Source organism: Arachnia propionica, assembly GCF_003859805.1.
Classification (GTDB): domain Bacteria; phylum Actinomycetota; class Actinomycetes; order Propionibacteriales; family Propionibacteriaceae; genus Arachnia; species Arachnia propionica_C.
This window is the reverse complement of sequence record NZ_RQZG01000001.1, coordinates 78565-97871: the sequence shown is the minus strand read 5'-3', so window position 1 is coordinate 97871 and position 19307 is coordinate 78565. Positions and strand designations below refer to the sequence as shown.

Here is a 19307-nt window from a genome sequence, read left to right as displayed (position 1 = left end):
AGGGCTCGTCAATCAGCCAGACGGGCACCTGCGGCACGGCGGGGCCTTCCTCACCCCGTTCGGTGCGTGGCCGGGCCGTGCAGGGCCTAGGCTGAACCCGCCACAGGAGGAGATCCATGACCAGAACAGCACCAGGCTTCGCCGATGCCACCTCGTCGTGGCTGGCGGCCGCCTTCGACTCCCCCACGAGGGTCCAGCACGCCGCCTGGCAGGCCATCGGCACCGGGGAACACACCCTCGTGGTGGCCCCGACCGGGTCGGGCAAGACACTGGCGGCCTTCCTCCACTGGCTGGACCGTCTCGCCTTCCAGCCACGACGGGGCAAGGGAACCCGCGTGGTCTACGTCTCCCCGCTCAAGGCCCTGGGCGTGGACGTGGAGCGCAATCTCGAACCTCCCCTGGCCGGGCTCGCCCGTCACGCATCTGAGCTCGGAACGCCCTTCCACCCCGTCACCGTCGGGATCCGTTCCGGCGACACCTCCGCCCGGGAACGTGCCCGGCTGCGACGTACCCCACCTGATGTCCTCATCACCACACCGGAATCGCTGTACCTCATGCTGACCTCCTCGGCCCGGGAGACCCTGCGCGACGTCGAGGCCGTCATCATCGACGAGATCCACGCCATCGCCGGGAACAAACGGGGCACCCACCTGGCGCTCAGCCTGGAGCGTCTCGACCTGCTGGTCGGGCGCGACGTGCAGCGCATCGCCCTCTCCGCGACCGTGCGACCCATCGACGCCATCGCCAGGTTCCTCGGTGGCGACCGCGACGTCACCGTCGTCGCACCCGAGACGATGAAGGACTGGGACGTCGCCGTGCGCACCGCACCCCTGACCGACCCATGGCCCACGATCCACCAACGCCTCCTCGACGACATCCTCACGGCACGATCCACCCTCGTGTTCACGAACGCCAGGCGGACGGCCGAGACCCTCACCGGCCGCCTCAACGAACTGTGGGTGGAACGTGGGGGCGACGGTCACATCGCCCGCGCCCACCACGGCTCGGTGAGCAAGCACCTGAGGGAGGAGATCGAGTCCGACCTCAAGCAGGGGCGGCTGCGCGCGGTCGTGGCGACCGCCACCCTGGAACTCGGCATCGACATGGGCGCGGTGGAGCAGGTGATCCAGGTGGGCGCACCGCCGTCGGTGTCCTCCGCATTGCAGCGGGTGGGCCGTGCCGGACACCAGGTCGGGGCGACCTCCCGGGGCCGCATCGAGGTGCTGCACCGCGGGGAACTCGCAGCCGCCGTCGTGGCAACGGGGGACCTCCTGGGCGGGCGGATCGAACAGATCCACGTCCCGGAGATCCCGCTGGACGTGCTCGCCCAGCAGACGGTGGCCGAGACGGCCGTGCACCCGGAGACCGGGCTGGATGTGGGCAGGTGGCTGCAGACCTGTCGCAGGAGCCACCCCTACCGACAGCTCACACACCGTTCCCTCGACGACGTCCTGACCCTGCTCCTCGGCACCTACCCGAGTGCGGACTTCGCGGAGCTGCGGGCTCGGTTGGCGCTCAGGGACGGTCGGCTGTTCCCACTGCGTGGCGCCGGTCGGCTCGCCCTCACCTCCGGCGGCACCATCCCGGACCGCGGTCTCTACACGGTCCTCCTCGACGACGCGGAAGGGCCGGGACGTCGGGTCGGGGAACTGGATGAGGAGATGGTGCACGAGACCCGTGTCGGAGAGACCTTCACCCTCGGTGCCTCCTCGTGGACGATCGTGGCGATCACCAGGGACCACGTGCGTGTCGTGCCGGCCCCGGCACTCAGCGGGCAGATGCCGTTCTGGCGCAGTGAGGAACCGTCGCGCCCCGCCGAGCTCGGGCGACGCATCGGGGAACTGAACCGACGCGTCGCCTCCGGGGAGGACCGGCTGGAGGTGCCGTGGATCGACGAGACGACCCGGGCGGAACTGCTCTCCCACGTCCAGGAGCAGGCGGCCGCCACGGGAATCGTCCCGGACGACGGCACCGTCGTGGTGGAACGCTGCCGCGACGAGCTGGGCGACTGGCGGGTCATCGTCCACTGCCCGCTCGGCAGAGCGGTCCTCATGCCCTGGGCCGTGGCGATGGCTGCGGCGGTCGAGGAGTGCTCGGGGGTGGATGCTCGGCCCATCGTCGCTGACGATGCCATCATCCTTCGCCTCCCGGACGGGCACCTGGCGGAACGGATCGTCGAGCTGGTGCACGTCTCCCCGCAGCGGGTCGAGGAGATCGTCGTCGCGAGGATCGCCACCACCGGGCAGTTCGCGGCACGGTTCCGTGAGGCGGCGGCACGTTCCCTCGTGCTGCCGCGACGGATCGGCGGACGCATGCCGCTGTGGCAGCAGCGCAACCGGGCGGCCCAGCTCCATCAGGTCGCCCGCTGGCACCCTCGCTTCCCCATCACCGTCGAGGCGGTACGGGAACTGCTGCACGACGAGTGGGACCTCCCGGCCCTCAAGGAGCTGCTGCAGCACATCGCCTGGGGCAGGCACCGGGTGGTGGCGGTGGAGACCACTTCTCCATCGCCCTTCGCCGCGTCACTGCTGCACCGCTACGCCGCCGCCTTCATGTATGAGGGTGACCTGCCCGTCGGCGATCGGGGCGGCACCGGGATCGCGGTCGACTCGGAGTCCCTCGAGGCCATCGGGCTGGCAGGGGACCCGACCCGGATCCTCGACGAGGCCGTCGTCGAGCGGATGTGGGGCGAGCTCCAGCACACGCTGCCCGGACGCCGGGCCCGGAACCTCGACGAGCTGATCGAACTGCCCCGCCGTCTCGGCCCCTTGACGCGGGAGGAACTCGCCTCCCGTTCCGAGGTGGCGCTCCCCGCCGAACTGCCCGCGGACTGGGCTGAGATCGACCTGGCCGGGGTGGGACGGATCATCGCCCGCAGCGACCTGCCGCTGTTCACCGGGGCCCCTGGCCAGGTTCCGGGACGCGACCCCATGGTGCAGCTGGTGGACCGCTTCGCCCGCACCCGGACTCCGTTCCGCGTCGAGGAACTGACCGCGGCCCTCGCGATCGACCACGCCGTTGCGGAGGGGCTGCTCGACGCGGAGGTCTCCGCCGGACGCATGGTGCGGGTCCGAGTGCCCACGGCCCACGGTGTCCACCACTGCGATGCCGCCGTCTGGCGACGCCTCGTCGAACGGAGCCTCGCCGCCGCCCGCGCCCGGGTCACCCCACTCCCCGGCAGGGCGTACGCGCGATTCCTCCTCACGGAGGTGCACCGCATCGGCAGCTGTGACTCCGTGCTGGAGGCGCTGGGGGTGCTCGCGGGCACCGTCCTGCCCGCGAGTGAGTGGGAGTCACACCTGCTGCCCTCACGATGTCCCGGGTACCAGCCCCGGGATCTCGATCTGCTGCTCGCCCGGGGAGCCGCCGCCATCCGGGTGCTCGGCCCGGGAGAGGATCCCCCCATCGCGATCATGGACGCACGGGACCTCGATCTTCTGCCACCCCGTCCTGAGCCGGGAGCCGAGTCCCGGGAGTTCGCCGCACGACTCGGCGACGGTCTCATCCCGGCCAGCCGGGCTGAGGAGGCCTGGGCCGCGGCGGCAGCCGGGACGATCGCGCCCGGGTCCATGGACCCCCTGCGTGCCCTGCTCGGGAGAACGACACGGGTTGTGCCCACGCCGCGACCCACGAGGCGACGCATCGCGCGGCCCCTGCGACCTGCTGCGGACGACACCGTTCTGCCGGGACGCTGGTACGCGGTCAGCGACGAACCTGCCGGAGCCGAGGTGTTCCTGGCGCAGTGGCTCGGGCTGTTCGGCCTGGTGACGCGGCCCGTCGCGACGGGGCTGCCTGGCGGTTGGTCGGCCGTCTACCGGGACCTGCGCCAGCTGGAGGCGCAGGGGGTGGTCGATCGTGGGGTCTTCGTGGAGGGCCTCGGGCCTGCTCAGTTCGCCCCGCCCGATTTCATCCAGCGCACCGCACCGTTCCGGGAGCCCGGCGACCCGACTGCCCATCTGTTGGCCGCGCGGGATCCCGCGAACGCGTTCGGGCTGTCCCTGGCGTGGCCACCCCATGCGGGTGCCCGACCCACCAGGTCGAGTGGATCCTTCGTGGTCATCTCGGATGGTGAGTGCCTGGCTCATCTGGCACGGGGGCTGCGCACCCTCACCCTGTTCCAGGGCGAGGAGGCCGCCAGCCGTGTGGTGGCCTGCCTCGTGGCGGCCGTGACCGAGGGCAGGCTGAAGCGGTTCCGGATCGAGGAGATCAACGGGGAACGGGCCACCGCCCACCCCCTGCATCAGGTGATGCGTCAGGCGGGGGCGAGGATCCACCCTCAGGGTCTGGTCATCGAGCCGTGACGAGCCTGCCGCTCAGGGTGGCGCGGAGCGTCTCGGGGAGGTCGGTCTTCGTCGGCCCCTCGGTGGCGGAACCACCGGTCGCGGCGACGAGGACGGTGCGGCCCCGGGCGAAGAGGGTGTCGTCGTCAGGGTCGAAGACCTCCCCGGCCAGGGTGACGGATGACCGGCCGAGGGCCACGGGAGCGGTCCGCACCGCGTAGGGCCTCACCCGATGGGGGATCTGGTTGACGTAGTCGACGTCCTGGCGGGCGATGAGCCAGGTCAGGCTGGACTCCCCCGCCCCTGCTCGGGTCATGGCGGGGTCCCATGCCGTGGTGGCGGTGATGCGCGCCTGCATGAGGTAGTCGAACACCTTGACATTGTTGACGTGGCCGTAGGAGTCGAGGTCCGACCAGCGCACGGGGCACGGTGTGACGGTGCCGTGCCCGTCGAGTGACGAGGCGGTGAGTTCACGCAACGACTCAGCCACCACCGCGTGGCCCTCCAGCCACGCCCGGTCGGTCGCTGCCAGTCGGGTGGGGCGTTGGGTCTCGAAGTCGAAGGGGCACAGCACCGTGCGGGCCTCGGCCACCTGTCGGTCACCCTGGTACAGCTGGTAGGCGACCTCGAAACGTGCCCCGCCGAGCCGTGAGATCCCCAATGCGACCTCAACGCCCGCGTCCATGTACCGGATGGGTGCGTCATAGCGGATCTGATGCCCCACGACGACCACCCCGGAGTCCAGCAACGCCGAGCAGGGGCCTGCCCGGAAGAACGCCGCACGGGCCTCCTGCAGGTAGTCCACGACGAGGGGATTGCCCACGTGCCCCTGTGCGTCCAGATCGGACCAGCGAAGCGGGACGGTGGTGTGGAACATCTCAGTCCTCGGCGTCGTACAGGGACTCGATGAGGTCCTCGTGACGTCTGGTGACCAGAGCGCGACGGATCTTCATGTTGGGGGTCACGCCGTCGTTCTCGACGGTGAGCTCGTGGTCCAGGATCACGAAACGTTTGATGGTCTCCCACCGCTCCAGCCGGGCATTGGCCTTCTCCAGTTGCCGCTCGATGGAGGCCCGGATCTCCGGACGCTGGCTGAGCTCGGCATAGCTGAGGTGTCCCAGCTGGTGTTTCTCGGCCCACTTCTGCAGCAGCACCGGGTCCAGCACCAGCAGCGCGGAGCAGTACTTGCGGCCGTCCCCGACCGCGACGGCCTGCGAGATGTAGGGGATGTTCGTGGTGACGGCGTTCTCCACCTTCTGCGGTGCGACGTACTTGCCACCGGAGGTCTTGAACAGGTCCTTCTTGCGGTCGGTGATGGTGAGGTTGCCCTCGTCGTCGAAGACCCCGAGGTCACCGGTGTGGAACCAGCCGTCACTGAAGGCCTCGGCGGTGACCTCCGGCAGGTTGTGGTAGCCGGGGGTGACGATGGGACCACGGATCAGCACCTCACCGTCATCGGCCAGCCTCGTCTCGATGCCCGGCATCACCTTGCCGACGGAGCCGAATCTCGGCTCCGAGGGGAGGTTGAGGAAGGCGATGGCGGAGGTCTCCGTGGCGCCGTAGCCCTCGATGATGAGCAGGCCCGCGGAGTAGAACCACTCCTGGACCTGATGGGACAGCTTCGCCGATCCGGAGATCAGGAACTTGATACGGCCGCCCAGTTTCTCCTTGAGCTTCGAGAACACCAGCTTGTCGGCGATCCGGTACTTCCAGGCCAGTCCCTTCGGCATGGGACGCCCTTCCAGGCGGTAACTGCGGGAGTCACGGCCCACGGCGAACGCCCACCGGGCGATCCTTCCCTTCAGCCCGGTGCTGCCGGTCAGCACCGCGGCCCGCACCTTCTCGAAGATGCGGGGTGCCCCACACATGAAGGTCGGCCGGACCTCGCCGAGTCCTGCGACGATCCGGTCGATGCGACCATCAACGGCGGAGGCGAAACCGTAGGCGATCTGGCAGGCGATGAGCGCCTTGCCGAAGACGTGGGACAGCGGCAGCCACAGGTACTGCAGGTCGGTGTGGTCGATGATCTCCCAGTGCTTCGTCCCTGCTCCCTCGTAGATCCAGGAGGCGTGGAGCAGGCGCACCCCCTTCGGTTGGCCCGTGGTGCCGGAGGTGTAGATGAGGGTGGACAGGGTGTCCTTGGTGGTGGTCGCGATGGCACGGTCCACCACCTCCGGGTCCTCCTCCAGCCTTCGGCGTCCGAGTTCCAGGAGCTGGCCGTAGGAGACCACCTGCTCATCAAGCTCCACCCCGTCGTCATCGAGCACGATGATGGTGTGGAGTCTCCCTCGCAACGACTCCGCGGCCCGCACCTTGGCCAGCTGGGTGGCGTTCTCCACGACCACCGCGACGCTGCCCGAGTCCGAGAGGATGAACTCGACGTCCTCCTCGGCGGTGTTCGGGTACACCGTCGTGGTGGCCCCGGCGGCGCAGGCCACCGCGAGATCGAGCAGGATCCACTCCACCCGGGTGGTGCTGATGATCCCGACACGTTCCTCGTGGCCGAGGCCACGCGCCAGCAGCCCGGCCGCCAACTCGTCGACCACCACCCTGGCCTCGGCCCAGGTCATCCGCCGCCAGGTGTTCGGCCCCTCCGGGGCACGGTCGGGGTCCATGAAGGCCAGCGCATCAGGGGTGGCGGCCACCCGGTTGCGGAACATGTCGCCAACGGAGTTGGCAAAACCCAAAAGCTCGTCCTGCAGACTCATGGCCTCTCCTCGTCGTGTCGCGGTGCGAGCCTAGTGCACCGGGGCATCAGATGGGACCCGATCCCACGGTGACGTTAATATGACGTGATGACCGAGGTGAACTGGCTGGACGCCGAGCAGCAGCAGATCTGGCGGAATCTCCTGGCCGCGATGCACCGGATGCAGAACTACCTGGATGCTGACCTGCGCCGCGTCGGGTTGGACCTTGCCGAGTACGAGATCCTCGTCCGGCTCTCCGAGGCACCGGGCAGGATGCTGCGGATGAGTGAACTGGCCGATGCCGTCAGCCAGTCACGTTCCCGCCTCACCCACACCATCAAACGGATGGAGGCACGCGGTCACACCCGCCGTCAGAACTGCTCCGCCGATGGCAGAGGGGTGTTCGCGGAGCTGACCGAGGAGGGCATGACCTTCCTGGAGGAGGTGGCCCCCAGCCACGTCGCCGCCGTCAGACGCATCCTCGTCGATGTCGTCTCCCCGGCGGATCTGGAGGTCATCGGCCGGGCCAGCGAGGCCATCCTCGCCGTGGCCGATTACGATGAGGAGTCGTGACCGGCGGACTGCGTGCTGAACTGGGTGATCTGGCCCACCTCGTCGATGACTCCTCGTTGACCCGGGCGCTGTACTCCTCCGACGCGTCGTTGTACCGCGTACCACCCCGCGCCGTCGCCCGTCCCCGCAGTCGCGACGAATTGATCACCCTGGTGCGGGCCGCACTGTCCTGCCGTCTCCCGGTGACCGTGCGTGGGGCCGGCACCTCCTGCGCCGGGAACGCGGTCGGTGAGGGCCTGGTCATCGACGTCGGCCGTCATCTCACCCACATCCACGGCATCGATCCCGAGGCACGCACCGCGGTCATCGATCCCGGGGTGGTGCAGGAGCAGTTGCAGCAGGCCGCCGCGTCGTTCGGGCTGCGGCTCGGCCCGGATCCCTCCACCTCGTCGCGCTGCACGGTCGGGGGGATGATCGGCAACAACGCCTGCGGACCCCGCGCGCTGGGGTACGGGCGGATGGCCGACAACGTCGTGGAGCTGGAGATCATCGATGGTCACGGTGAGCTCAGGGTGCTCGGGCGCGACGAGTTCCCCGAGCTGCGGGACCTGGTGCTGGCCAACCTGGGCACGATCCGCACCGAGTTCGGCCGGTTCTCCCGCCAGGTCTCCGGGTACTCGCTGGAGCACCTGTTGCCGGAGAAGGGCTTCGACGTCGCCAAGTTCTTCGCCGGGACCGAGGGGACACTCGGGGTCATCACCCGGGCCACGGTCCGTCTCACGCCCGATCCCTCGCACCGGGTCATGGTGGCCCTCGGCTACCCCTCGATGCCGGACGCGGGGGATGACATCTCGCGGCTGCTGAAGTTCTCCCCCACCGCCTGCGAGGGGTTGGACCGACGGATCGTCGACGTGGTGATCCGCAAGCAGGGCGCCGAGGCCGTCGGCGAACTCCCCACCGGTGAGGGTTGGATGTTCGTGGAGCTGGCCGGGGAGGACCCCGCGGAGGTCCGGGCCCGGGCCGAGGCGTTGTTGGCGGAGGCAGACACGCAGGCCGGCTGGGTGGTCGAGGACCAGCAACGCGCCGCACAGCTGTGGAAGCTCCGCGCCGACGGTGCGGGACTGGCGGGGGTGTCCCTCGACAAACCGGCCTACGGCTCCTGGGAGGACGCCGCGGTGCCGCCGGAACGACTCGGTGCCTACCTGCGTGACTTCGAGGCACTGCTGGACAAGCACGGACTCCACTCGATGCCCTACGGGCACTTCGGGGACGGCTGTGTCCATGCCCGTATCGACTTCCCCTTCGAGGCGGCCGACGGTCGTGCCCGGTACCGGGCGTTCATGCTGGAGGCGGCGGAGATGGTGGCCTCCCACGGTGGCTCGATGTCGGGGGAGCACGGTGATGGCCGGGCCCGTTCCGAGCTGCTGCCGAAGATGTACTCCCCCGCCGCGCTGGAACTGTTCGGTGCCGTGAAGCACCTGTTCGACCCGGAGAACCTGCTCAACCCGGGGGTGCTCGTCGACCCTGCCCCGACGGATGCGAACCTTCGGATGGTGGCGGTCACCCGGTCCCCGCTCAACACCTCGGACCCCCATTTCGTGGCACAGGTCCACCAGTGCTCGGGGGTGGGCAAGTGCCTGTCGAGCACCACGGTCTCGGGCGGGGTGATGTGTCCGTCCTTCCAGGCCACCAGGGAGGAGAAGGACTCCACCCGGGGTCGGGCCCGTGTCCTGCAGGAGATGGTCAACGGATCGGTGATCGTGGATGGGTGGCGTTCCCCTGAGGTGGCCGAGGCGCTGGAGCTGTGCCTGAGCTGCAAGGGCTGCGCCAGGGACTGTCCCACCGGCATCGACATGGCGGCCTACAAGGCCCGCGTCACCCACGAACGGTTCAAGGGCAGGCTCCGCCCCCGCAACCACTACTCCCTGGGCTGGTTGCCACGGTGGGGACGGCTCATCACCCGGATCCCCGGCCTGGGTCCGCTCATCAACCTCGTCGGGAGGACCCCGGGCCTCAGCGCGTTGCTCAAGTGGGGGGCCGGGGTGGACGGGCGACGCGAGATCCCGCGTTTCGCCTCCCGGACGGCACGTCGTCGGACTCCCCTGCCCCCGGGTGGGGTCAAGGGACCGGTGCTGATCTGGGTGGACTCCTTCAGTGACTGTTTCGAGTCCACCTCCTTCGCAGCGATGGTGCAGCTGCTGACTCGGCTCGGCTACGAGCCGCGGGCACTCGACCAGACCGCGTGCTGCGGACTGACCTGGATCTCGACCGGGCAGTTGGACGGTGCCAGGAGACAGCTCGCCCGGGCCGCGAAGGTGCTGGCCCCGGTGGTCGCCGAGGGGGTGCCGATCGTCGGGGTGGAGCCGAGCTGCACGAGCGTGTGGCGTTCGGACGCCCTGGAGCTGCTACCCGATGACCCCAATGTCGCGGCCCTGGGTGGGAAGGTGCTCACCCTGGCGGAGTTCCTGGAGCAGGACCCGGACTTCCAGGTACCGGACCTCAGCGGTCACACCATCGTGGCCCAACCCCACTGCCACCACACCTCGGTGATCGGCTGGCAGGCCGACCACCGGTTGCTGAAACGCTCCGGGGCCGAGGTGATCCGTGCGGGGGGTTGTTGTGGTCTGGCCGGGAACTTCGGGGTGGAGATCGGGCACCACGACGTGAGCGTGAAGGTCTTCGAACACGACCTGGGGCCGGCGGTGGCGGCACATCCGGAGGCCATCCTGCTGGCCGACGGTTTCAGCTGCCAGACCCAGCTCAAGGGGCTGGTCGGCCGCGAGTCGATGAGTCTGGCCGAGTTGTTGGCCACCCATCTGTGAGAGGAGTCGCGATGACGACGATCGAGGCCGTGATCGGCGACATCACCACGCAGGCCGTGGATGCCGTGGTGAATGCCGCGAACTGGACCCTGCTGGGAGGCGGCGGGGTCGACGGTGCGATCCACCGGGCCGCCGGACCGCAGCTGCTGGCCGCCTGCCGGGAGCTGCGTCGCACCACCCACCCGAAGGGCCTGCCGGTGGGCGAGGCCGTCGCCACCCCTGCCTTCGATCTGCCCGCCTCGTGGGTGATCCACACGGTGGGTCCGAACCGGGGAGCGGGTCAGGACGACCCTGCCCTGCTGCGGGCCGCGTTCGACAACTCACTGCGGTTGGCGAAGGAGCTGGGCTGCACGAGCCTGGCCCTGCCCGCGGTCTCGGCCGGGGCCTTCGGCTGGTCCATCCACGACGTGGCCGCGGCCGCGGTGGCCGCCGCTCGGGCCGCCCAGAACGATCCCGGCAGCTTGGAGCTGATCCGGTTCGTGCTCATCTCGGAGCGGCCACTGGCCGCCTTCCAGAAGCGCCTGAACCTCCCATGACCCCGACGACGTGGCGGCAGGTGTGTGACCTGAGGCACCCGACCCCACCGAACCGGCACCACCTGGTGCACGACTCCACGATCAGGGCCATCGTGGTCCAACATCGTCCACATGGTTCCTGGCGGCTCGTCACGGGCGCTGATGACGGCGCGGTCATCGCCTCGGATCCGAACACCTGGGAGTTGAGTTGGCGCCGCTTCGACGTTCCCGTCCTCGCGGTTGCGGCACCCGGCGAGGGCATCGCGGTGGGGCTCGCCGACGGCACCCTGCTGCTCCTCGACCCCGATCTCTCGGAGGAGCGGTGGCGGGTTCGCGCTGCGCATCCGGGTGGCGTCACCGTGCTCCACGTCACGGACGACACCTTGGTCTCCGGTGGCACGGATGGTCGGATCCGGTCGTGGCGGATCGCCGACGGCTCGCCGACCGGTGAGCTGCCCGGCCACGACGGCATCGTCAGCGGGATCCTCGCGCTCGACGGCTCCGGGCTGGCCACCGTCGGCGGGGACGGTCGGCTGCGGCTGTGGGACCTCGACTCCGCCACCCGGGTGGACAGCATCGACCCGGGCGGCGGTTTCCTGACCTCGGTCCACATCCGGGGCGAGCGACTGGCGGTGAGTTGTTACGACGGCACGGTACGGTTCCTGGGCCAGACCGGGGTCACCGTGGTGTCCACCCCTGACGGGTTCCCACTGTGGGCGGCCTTGCCGACCGCGTCGGGTGACGAGCTCGCCGTCGCGGGGGATGTGCACGGCTTCCGTCTCATCGACCCCGGCACCGGCCGGGTCCGCTGCCGCCCGGTGCGCACACCTCACGACTGTTCCGCGATGGCCACCATGCCCGATGGCCGCCTCGTCGTCGGCGACGCGGACGGAATGCTGTGGCTGTGGGATCCCACCCGGCTGCCCGTCACCCAACCCTCCTTCCAGCCGGTCTTCGCCGTCGCCCCGGTCAGTCTCGACGGTCGCGCTCTCCTGCTGACGGGGGACGTGACCGGCGTCATCCAGGTCTGGGACCCGGTGACCGGGCAACCGGTGGGTGACGCCCTCGACGCACACACCGACGCGGTGCGGGCCCTGGTCACCCTGATCGGCCCGGATGGGCGGCACCTGCTGGCCAGTGCCGGAGACGACCGCACCATCGTCGTGTGGGACCTCCGCACCCGGCAGGTGCTCAACGTACTGCGGGGGCATGAGGACTGGATCACGTCCCTCACCCCGGTGACGGTTGATGGCCAACTCAGGTTGGTCTCAGCAGCCGATGACCACACCCTGCGGCTGTGGGATCCGCTCGGCGGGCAGCTCGGGGAACCGTGGGCGGGCCACACCGACTGGGTGCTCTCCACCGCCACCTGGACCGATCCCGATGGCACCGTCCGGATCGCCAGTGCGGGTTGCGAGGACGCGGTCCTGCTGTGGGACGCCGCGGGTGGGCTGCTGGGAGAGCTGTTCCCCGGCGCGAAGGAGCAGGGAACGTTCCACGATGGGCTGCTCCCGCTCGATGGGGGCCGCTTGGCCAGCCTCGGTGACGACGCAGCCCTGCACATCTGGGATCCCCACCTCGGGGAGGAGCTGGCCCGCATCCCGATGCCGGGCGAGGCGATGCCGCTCGACGTCGTCGCCCTGGGATCCTCGGGGGAGATCCTGGTCACCGTGGACGAGGACGGATGGTTGCGCGCCTGGCGTCAGGAGGGAGAACTCCTCGCCGAGCGGCACATCGGCGCCACCCTGTGTCTCGCGGCCCTGGGCCCGGACCTGGTCGCGGTCGGGTTCAGCACCGGTTGGGCGACGTACCGCCTGGTCACTGACGGGTGAGCAGTGGGGCGAGGAACTCACCCGTCGCCGAGCCCTCCGTCGCCGCGACCTCCTCGGGGGTGCCGACGGCCACGACCTCACCACCCCGGGAGCCGCCGCCCGGCCCCATGTCGATGATCCAGTCGGCGGCCTTGATGACGTCGAGGTTGTGCTCGATCACCACGACGGTGTTGCCCGCGTCGACGAGCCGGTGCAGAACCGTGAGCAGCTTGCGGATGTCCTCGAAGTGAAGGCCGGTGGTGGGCTCGTCGAGGACGTAGAGGGTGCGACCCGTGGACCGCTTCTGCAACTCCGCGGCCAGCTTGACCCGTTGCGCCTCGCCCCCGGAGAGGGTGGTCGCGGGCTGACCGAGCCGGACGTAGCCGAGACCGACCTCCTCCAGGGTCCGCAGGTGCCGGGCGATGGCGGGGATGGACTCGAAGAAGGTCACCGCCTCCGAGATGGACATCTCCAGCACCTCGGAGATCGACTTCCCCTTGTAGTGCACCTCGAGGGTCTCACGGTTGTACCTGGCCCCGTGGCACACCTCGCACGGCACGTAGACGTCGGGCAGGAAGTTCATCTCGATCTTGATCGTGCCGTCACCGGAACAGTTCTCACACCGCCCGCCCTTGACGTTGAAGGAGAACCGGCCGGGCAGGTAGCCCCGCACCTTCGCCTCGGGCGTGGTCGCGAACAGGCCGCGGATCTTGTCGAAGACCCCGGTGTAGGTGGCCGGATTGGAGCGGGGGGTCCGGCCGATGGGCGACTGGTCCACCTGGATCACCTTGTCGAGGTGATCCAATCCCTTGAGCGAGCGGTGACGACCGGGAACCGCCTTGGCGTTGTAGATCTGCTTCGCCGCGGCCGTGTAGAGGATGGAGTTGACCAACGACGACTTGCCGGAGCCGGAGACCCCCGTGACCGCGATGAGCTTCCCCAGGGGGAACGAGACGTCCACGCCCTTCAGATTGTTCTCCGCGGCCCCCACCACGGTGACCTTCCTGCCGTTGCCGGGTCTCCTCAGGGCGGGCACGTCGATGCTGAGCCGTCCCGAGAGGTACTTGCCGGTCAGGGACTGTTCCGACTCCAGCAGTTCGTCGACCGGGCCGGAGACCACCACCTCACCGCCGTGTTCCCCCGCCCCCGGGCCGATGTCCACCACCCAGTCGGCGGCGCGCACCGTGTCCTCGTCGTGCTCGACGACGATGAGGGTGTTGCCGAGGTCCCGCAGCCGCTCCAGGGTCTCGATCAGCCTCAGGTTGTCGCGTTGGTGCAGTCCGATGCTCGGCTCGTCCAGCACGTAGAGCACCCCGACGAGTCCGGACCCGATCTGTGTGGCGAGTCGGATCCGCTGCGCCTCACCACCGGAGAGTGAGCCTGCGGAACGCGACAGCGTGAGGTAGTCCAGCCCCACGTCCAGCAGGAAACGCAACCGTTCCCGGATCTCCTTGACCACCCGCTCCGCGATCCGGGCCTCACGTTCGCTGAGCTGCAACCCGTCCAGCCAGGCGAAGGCCTCACCGATCGACAGGTCCGCCACCTGGGCGATGTTGCGTCCTGCGACGGTGACGCCGAGGGTCTCCTTCCTGAGGCGGGCCCCACCACAGCCGTGGCAGTTGATCTCACGCATGTACCCACCCCAGCGTTCACGTCCGGCATCGGTCTCCGCCTCGCCGTGACGACGACGCACGAACGGGATGATGCCCTCGTACTTCTGGGAGTAGGAGCGGACCCGCCCGAAACGGTTGCGGAAGGAGACCGCCACCGCGCCCGGCACCCCGTGGAGCAGCACCTTCTTGTGGGCTGCGGACAGAGCGTGCCACGGGGCCCGCATGTCCATGCCGTACTCCGCGGCCAGCGCCTCCAGGACGTGTTCGAAGTGTCCCTTGAGGTGCGGGGTGTTCCAGGGCGCGATGGCACCGTCGAGCAGGCTCAGTGACTCATCCGGGATGATGAGCTCCGGATCAGGTTCCAGCATGGTGCCGAGCCCGGAGCACTCCGGACAGGCCCCCCAGGGACCGTTGAAGGAGAACTGGCGGGGCTCCAGCTCGTCGATGGCGACATCGTGCTCATTCGGGCACCCCAGCTTCTCGGAGAACCGCTTCTCCCGCTCCGGGTCATCGGCGGGCAGGTCCACGAACTCCACCCCCACCACGCCCTGGGCCAGGTGCAGCGCCGCCTCCACGGACTCGGTGATCCGCTGTTTCGCGGACTCCTTGACCACCACCCGGTCCACCACGACGTCGACGTCGTGCTTGCGTTTCTTGTCCAGGGCGGGAACCTCGGTCAGGGCGTGGAGCGCGCCGTCCACACGGACCCTCGCGTACCCGTCGGCGATGAGCTGACGGAAGGTCTCCTGGAACTCCCCCTTGCGGCCCCGCACGATGGGGGCCAGCACCTGGAACCGGGTGCCCTCCGGCATCCCCATGAGCCGGTCGACGATCTGTTGCGGGCTCTGCTTCCCGATGGGGGCCCCGCACTCCGGGCAGTGCGGGACGCCGATCCGGGCGAAGAGCAACCGCAGGTAGTCGTAGACCTCGGTGATGGTGCCGACGGTGGAGCGCGGGTTGCGGGAGGTGGACTTCTGGTCGATCGACACCGCCGGGGACAGACCCTCGATGAAGTCGCAGTCCGGCTTGTCCATCTGCCCGAGGAACTGCCTCGCGTAGGCGGACAGGGATTCGACGTAGCGTCGTTGTCCCTCGGCGAAGATCGTGTCGAAGGCCAGGGAGGACTTCCCCGAACCACTGAGCCCCGTGAAGACGATCAGTGCATCCCTGGGCAGGTCCAGGGACACGTTCTTCAGGTTGTGGACACGGGCACCCCGGACGAGCAGGCCACGTGAGGACGGTCGAGCATTCACGAGCACCCATGCTAGGGCGTGTCACGGAGAAGGCGTCGGAACAGGGCCGTCCCGGGGTGGGACAGCTGGCTCCTGCACGACACGCGGGTTGACGGTTTTGATAGGTTTGCGGCCATGTCCAGCAGCACTCCTGACCCGGCTCAGTCCCCCTTCGAGGCGGTTCTGCACGCCATCCGGGACCACACCCATCTCCTGCTGGGCCGCACCATCACCTACTCGGCCGACGACTGGAGCGCCCCGTCGATGCTCACCGGCTGGACCCGGGCCCACGTCGCGGCGCACCTCATCACCGGCGCACGTCGCCTGACCCGTATCGCCGAACAGTTGCAGACCGGCGAGACCCCGGATCTGCTGGACCCGAGGCTGGGGGACGAGGACGAGATCCTGTCGATGTCGGACGGTCTGGACATGCAGATCGCCCTCGACACCACCTCCGGTGAGGTCCTGGCCGCCCTGACGGGGTTGGCGGATCTGACCGGGGCCTTCCACCTGCGTGAGGGCCTCCACATCGCCGTCCACGAGCTTCCCCTGGTGCGGCTGCGTGAGGTGGTGCTGCACCACTTCGATCTGGAACCCGCCGACGGCGGGGTGGAACTGGCCCCGGAGATCGCGCGGCGCCTGCTGGACTTCGAACTGACCTGCATCAAACCACCCATCGGCCCGGTCAAGCTGGAGAGCAACGACGGTGTGGTGCGCACCATCGGCAGTGGCCCCGGAAGACCTCGGCTGAGCGGCCCCACCGGGGACCTGTTCCTGTGGGCGACCCGAGGCGCCCTCACCGACCGGGTCCAGGAGAGCTGACGAAACAGAATTGTCATCTGGACAAAACCAGTGGGGTTGTGAGTACGATCTTCCCCGTTCCCAGAAGTGAGTGGTGAAGGATACCCAATGACTCAGCCCCCGAACGTCCCGAACGGGCAGCCCTTCGATCCGAACAAGATCCCGACCGATCCGCAGCAGGCCGCGGCCTGGGCACAGCAGCAGCAGGCGGCTGCATGGCAGCAGCACGCCGCGTGGCAGCAGCAGGCCGCCCAGGAGGCGCAGGAGGAGGCCCACCAGGAGTACCTGGAGCAGCAGGCCGCCGAGGCCAAGAAGTCCGGTGGGCTCGGCCTGCGCGGCATCATCAGCATCGTGGTCGCCGTCGTCGCCGTCGGTGCCGGTGGCTGGGGCCTCTGGCAGAAGATCCAGACCGATCAGGCCCTCAAGGAGGGCAACTGCATCGTACTGAGCGGCACCGCTGATGATGCCAGCGAGAAGAAGATCGAGTGCGACAAGGAGCCCTTCTCCTGGAAGGTCGCCTCGATCGCCGCGAACGAGGCAGGCTGCCCCACTGAAGACACCGTTCCGTACACCGTCACGTCGAAGTCGCGTCGCGGTGCGAGCCGTACCGACAAGGTGGCCTGCCTTGCCCCCAACCTCCACGAGGGCAAGTGCTACCAGGAGGTCGATGATGCCTTGACTCCCTACAAGGAAGTCGAGTGCACTGCTGGTAACGCGAAGATCAGCAAGGTGATCGAGGAGGCCAACGCCACCTGCGAGGCCCCCAGCGAGCCGTGGTCGTTGCCCACCGCCAAGCGGACCTACTGCGTCGAGCCGGTCGCCTGACGACTCCTTCGATGGCCGGGACCGGTTTGCCGGTCCCGGCCATTCGTGTCTCAACCAGGGTCTGGCTCCCGTTCAGGCGTGACGTGGTCGCGAATCGTCGGATGACCGTCTGTTGCCGACCACCGCCACCCGGCGAATTGTAAGCTTGTGGGCCTGATGAGACCTCTTGACGAACTGCGCCGCCAGGTCGCTCCGCTGAGCGTCCAGGCGGACTTCGCGCCCTCCGGGGACCAGCCCGCCGCCATCGATGAGCTGGAACGTCGCATCCGCGCCGGGGAACAGGACGTCGTGCTGCTGGGTGCCACGGGAACCGGCAAGACCGCGACGGTGGCCTGGCTGGCGGAGCGGCTGCAGCGCCCCGTGCTGGTGATGCAGCCCAACAAGACCCTGGCGGCCCAGTTCGCCAACGAACTTCGGCAGTTCTTCCCCGACAACGCGGTGGAGTACTTCGTCTCCTACTACGACTACTACCAGCCCGAGGCCTACGTGCCGCAGACGGACACCTACATCGAGAAGGACTCCTCCCTCAACGAGGAGGTGGAGCGGCTCCGGCACTCCGCCACCAGTTCGCTGCTGACCCGCCGCGACTGCATCGTCGTGGCCACCGTCTCCGCGATCTACGGCCTCGGTACCCCGGCCGAGTACCTGGAACAACGGATCACGCTGCGGGTCGGGGACGAGCACGACCGCTCCACCCTGCTGCGTCACCTCGTGGACATCCAGTACAACCGCAACGACCTCTCGACCGATCGCGGCACCTTCCGGGTGCGCGGCGACACCCTGGAGATCTATCCGATGTACGAGGAGAACGCGGTCCGCGTCGAGTTCTTCGGTGACGAGATCGAACGCATCACCACCCTGGTACCGCTCACGGGTGAGGTGATCCGTGACGAGTCGGAGATCTACGTCTTCCCGGCCACCCACTACTCCGCCGGGTCCGAGCGGATGGAGCGGGCCATCGAGGGCATCGAGGCGGAACTCGCCACCCGGCTGCAGGACCTGGAGGCGCAGCACAAGCTCCTGGAGGCCCAACGGTTGCGGATGCGCACCAGCTACGACATCGAGATGATGCGCCAGATCGGCACCTGCTCCGGGATCGAGAACTACTCCCGCCACATCGACGGCCGCGCCGCAGGGTCCGCCCCCGCCTGCCTGCTGGACTACTTCCCCGAGGACTTCCTGCTGGTGGTCGACGAGTCCCACGTCACGATCCCGCAGATCGGCGGCATGTACGAGGGCGACGCCTCCCGGAAACGCACCCTCGTCGAACACGGTTTCCGCCTGCCCTCGGCGCTGGACAACCGGCCGCTGAAGTTCGACGAGTTCACGCAGCGGATCGGGCAGACCGTCTACCTGTCGGCCACCCCCGGCCCCTACGAACTGGAACGCAGCTCCGGGCCCGTGGAGCAGATCATCCGTCCCACCGGTCTGGTGGATCCCGAGATCATCCTCAAACCCACCACGGGGCAGATCGACGACCTCGTCGCCGAGATCCGTGCCCGGGCGGAACGCGACGAGCGGGTGCTGGTGACCACCCTGACCAAGAAGATGGCCGAGGATCTCACCGACTACCTCATGGCGGCGGGGATCCGCACCCGGTACCTGCACTCCGACATCGACACCATCCGGCGGGTCGAACTGCTGCGGGAACTGCGGCTCGGCGACTACGACGTCCTGGTCGGCATCAACCTGCTCCGGGAAGGACTCGACCTGCCCGAGGTCTCCCTCGTCGCGATCCTCGACGCGGACAAGGAGGGTTTCCTGCGTTCGGAACGTTCCCTCATCCAGACCATCGGCCGCGCCGCCCGCAACGTCTCGGGCCAGGTCCACATGTACGCTGACCGGGTCACCTCGTCGATGTCGGCCGCCATCGAGGAGACCAACCGCCGTCGGGCGAAACAGCTGGCCTGGAACCGTGCCCACGGCATCGATCCACAGCCATTGCGCAAGAGGATCGCCGACATCACCGACATGCTCGGCCGGGAGGATGCGGACACCGCCCAGCTGCTGGCGGGCCGGGGGTCGAGGCGTGCGACGGCGGACCTCCCGGAGCAGGAACTGACGAGACTCATCGACGACCTCACCGCCCAGATGCACCAGGCCGCGGCCGATCTCCAGTTCGAGCTGGCCGCCCGGCACCGCGACGAGATCGCCGAGTTGAAGAAGGAGCTGCGACAGCTCATCGAGGCCACCAGGTAGTTCCCACTC

The 19307-nt window shown here is 68.9% G+C and carries 11 protein-coding genes; 8 read left to right on the top strand and 3 right to left on the bottom strand.

The window, feature by feature from the left end:
- Window positions 1-116: 116 nt before the first annotated feature.
- Window positions 117-4301 carry a DEAD/DEAH box helicase gene (locus EII34_RS00430; RefSeq protein ID WP_124841669.1) on the top strand — a complete coding sequence of 1395 codons (4185 nt, stop codon included), beginning with the start codon at window positions 117-119 and terminating at the stop codon, window positions 4299-4301.
- Here EII34_RS00430 and EII34_RS00425 read toward each other — a convergent pair.
- Complete coding sequence (locus tag EII34_RS00425; protein ID WP_124841667.1) at window positions 4288-5157, bottom strand: acyl-CoA thioesterase; 870 nt, start codon at window positions 5155-5157, stop codon at window positions 4288-4290. The genes EII34_RS00430 and EII34_RS00425 overlap by 14 nt on opposite strands.
- Window position 5158: 1 nt before the next feature.
- On the bottom strand, window positions 5159-6988 hold the full coding sequence (locus EII34_RS00420) for an AMP-dependent synthetase/ligase (protein ID WP_124841665.1): 1830 nt from the start codon (window positions 6986-6988) through the stop codon (window positions 5159-5161).
- 87 nt (window positions 6989-7075) lie between these two features.
- Here EII34_RS00420 and EII34_RS00415 point away from each other — a divergent pair, with 87 nt between their 5' ends.
- The 4 genes from EII34_RS00415 to EII34_RS00400 are packed head-to-tail and all read left to right on the top strand — an operon-like array spanning window position 7076 to window position 12649.
- Window positions 7076-7540 (top strand): MarR family winged helix-turn-helix transcriptional regulator, encoded by a 465-nt coding sequence (locus EII34_RS00415; protein WP_124841663.1) that lies wholly within the window; start codon window positions 7076-7078, stop codon window positions 7538-7540.
- Complete coding sequence (locus tag EII34_RS00410; protein ID WP_124841661.1) at window positions 7537-10302, top strand: FAD-binding and (Fe-S)-binding domain-containing protein; 2766 nt, start codon at window positions 7537-7539, stop codon at window positions 10300-10302. Before EII34_RS00415 ends, EII34_RS00410 begins: the two co-directional genes overlap by 4 nt.
- A gap of 11 nt (window positions 10303-10313) precedes the next feature.
- A complete protein-coding gene (locus EII34_RS00405; protein ID WP_124841659.1) occupies window positions 10314-10838 on the top strand; it encodes an O-acetyl-ADP-ribose deacetylase in 525 nt (174 codons plus the stop codon).
- On the top strand, window positions 10835-12649 hold the full coding sequence (locus EII34_RS00400; protein ID WP_124841653.1) for a WD40 repeat domain-containing protein: 1815 nt from the start codon (window positions 10835-10837) through the stop codon (window positions 12647-12649). The genes EII34_RS00405 and EII34_RS00400 overlap by 4 nt, the downstream gene beginning before the upstream one ends.
- Here EII34_RS00400 and uvrA read toward each other — a convergent pair.
- Window positions 12636-15494, bottom strand: coding sequence for an excinuclease ABC subunit UvrA (uvrA, locus tag EII34_RS00395; protein ID WP_260424992.1), 2859 nt, complete (start codon window positions 15492-15494; stop codon window positions 12636-12638). The two genes, EII34_RS00400 and uvrA, sit on opposite strands and share 14 nt — an antisense overlap.
- 114 nt (window positions 15495-15608) lie before the next feature.
- On the opposite strand from uvrA, the gene EII34_RS00390 reads away from it, so the two are divergent.
- From EII34_RS00390 to uvrB, 3 genes are all read left to right on the top strand, one after another.
- Window positions 15609-16295, top strand: coding sequence for a maleylpyruvate isomerase family mycothiol-dependent enzyme (locus EII34_RS00390; protein ID WP_124841651.1), 687 nt, complete (start codon window positions 15609-15611; stop codon window positions 16293-16295).
- A gap of 87 nt (window positions 16296-16382) precedes the next feature.
- The gene (locus EII34_RS00385) at window positions 16383-17099 is read left to right on the top strand and encodes an LppU/SCO3897 family protein (RefSeq protein ID WP_124841649.1); all 717 of its coding nucleotides are present in this window, start codon (window positions 16383-16385) and stop codon (window positions 17097-17099) included.
- Window positions 17100-17255: 156 nt separating this feature from the next.
- Window positions 17256-19298 carry an excinuclease ABC subunit UvrB gene (gene uvrB, locus EII34_RS00380; RefSeq protein ID WP_124841648.1) on the top strand — a complete coding sequence of 681 codons (2043 nt, stop codon included), beginning with the start codon at window positions 17256-17258 and terminating at the stop codon, window positions 19296-19298.
- Window positions 19299-19307 lie beyond the last annotated feature (9 nt).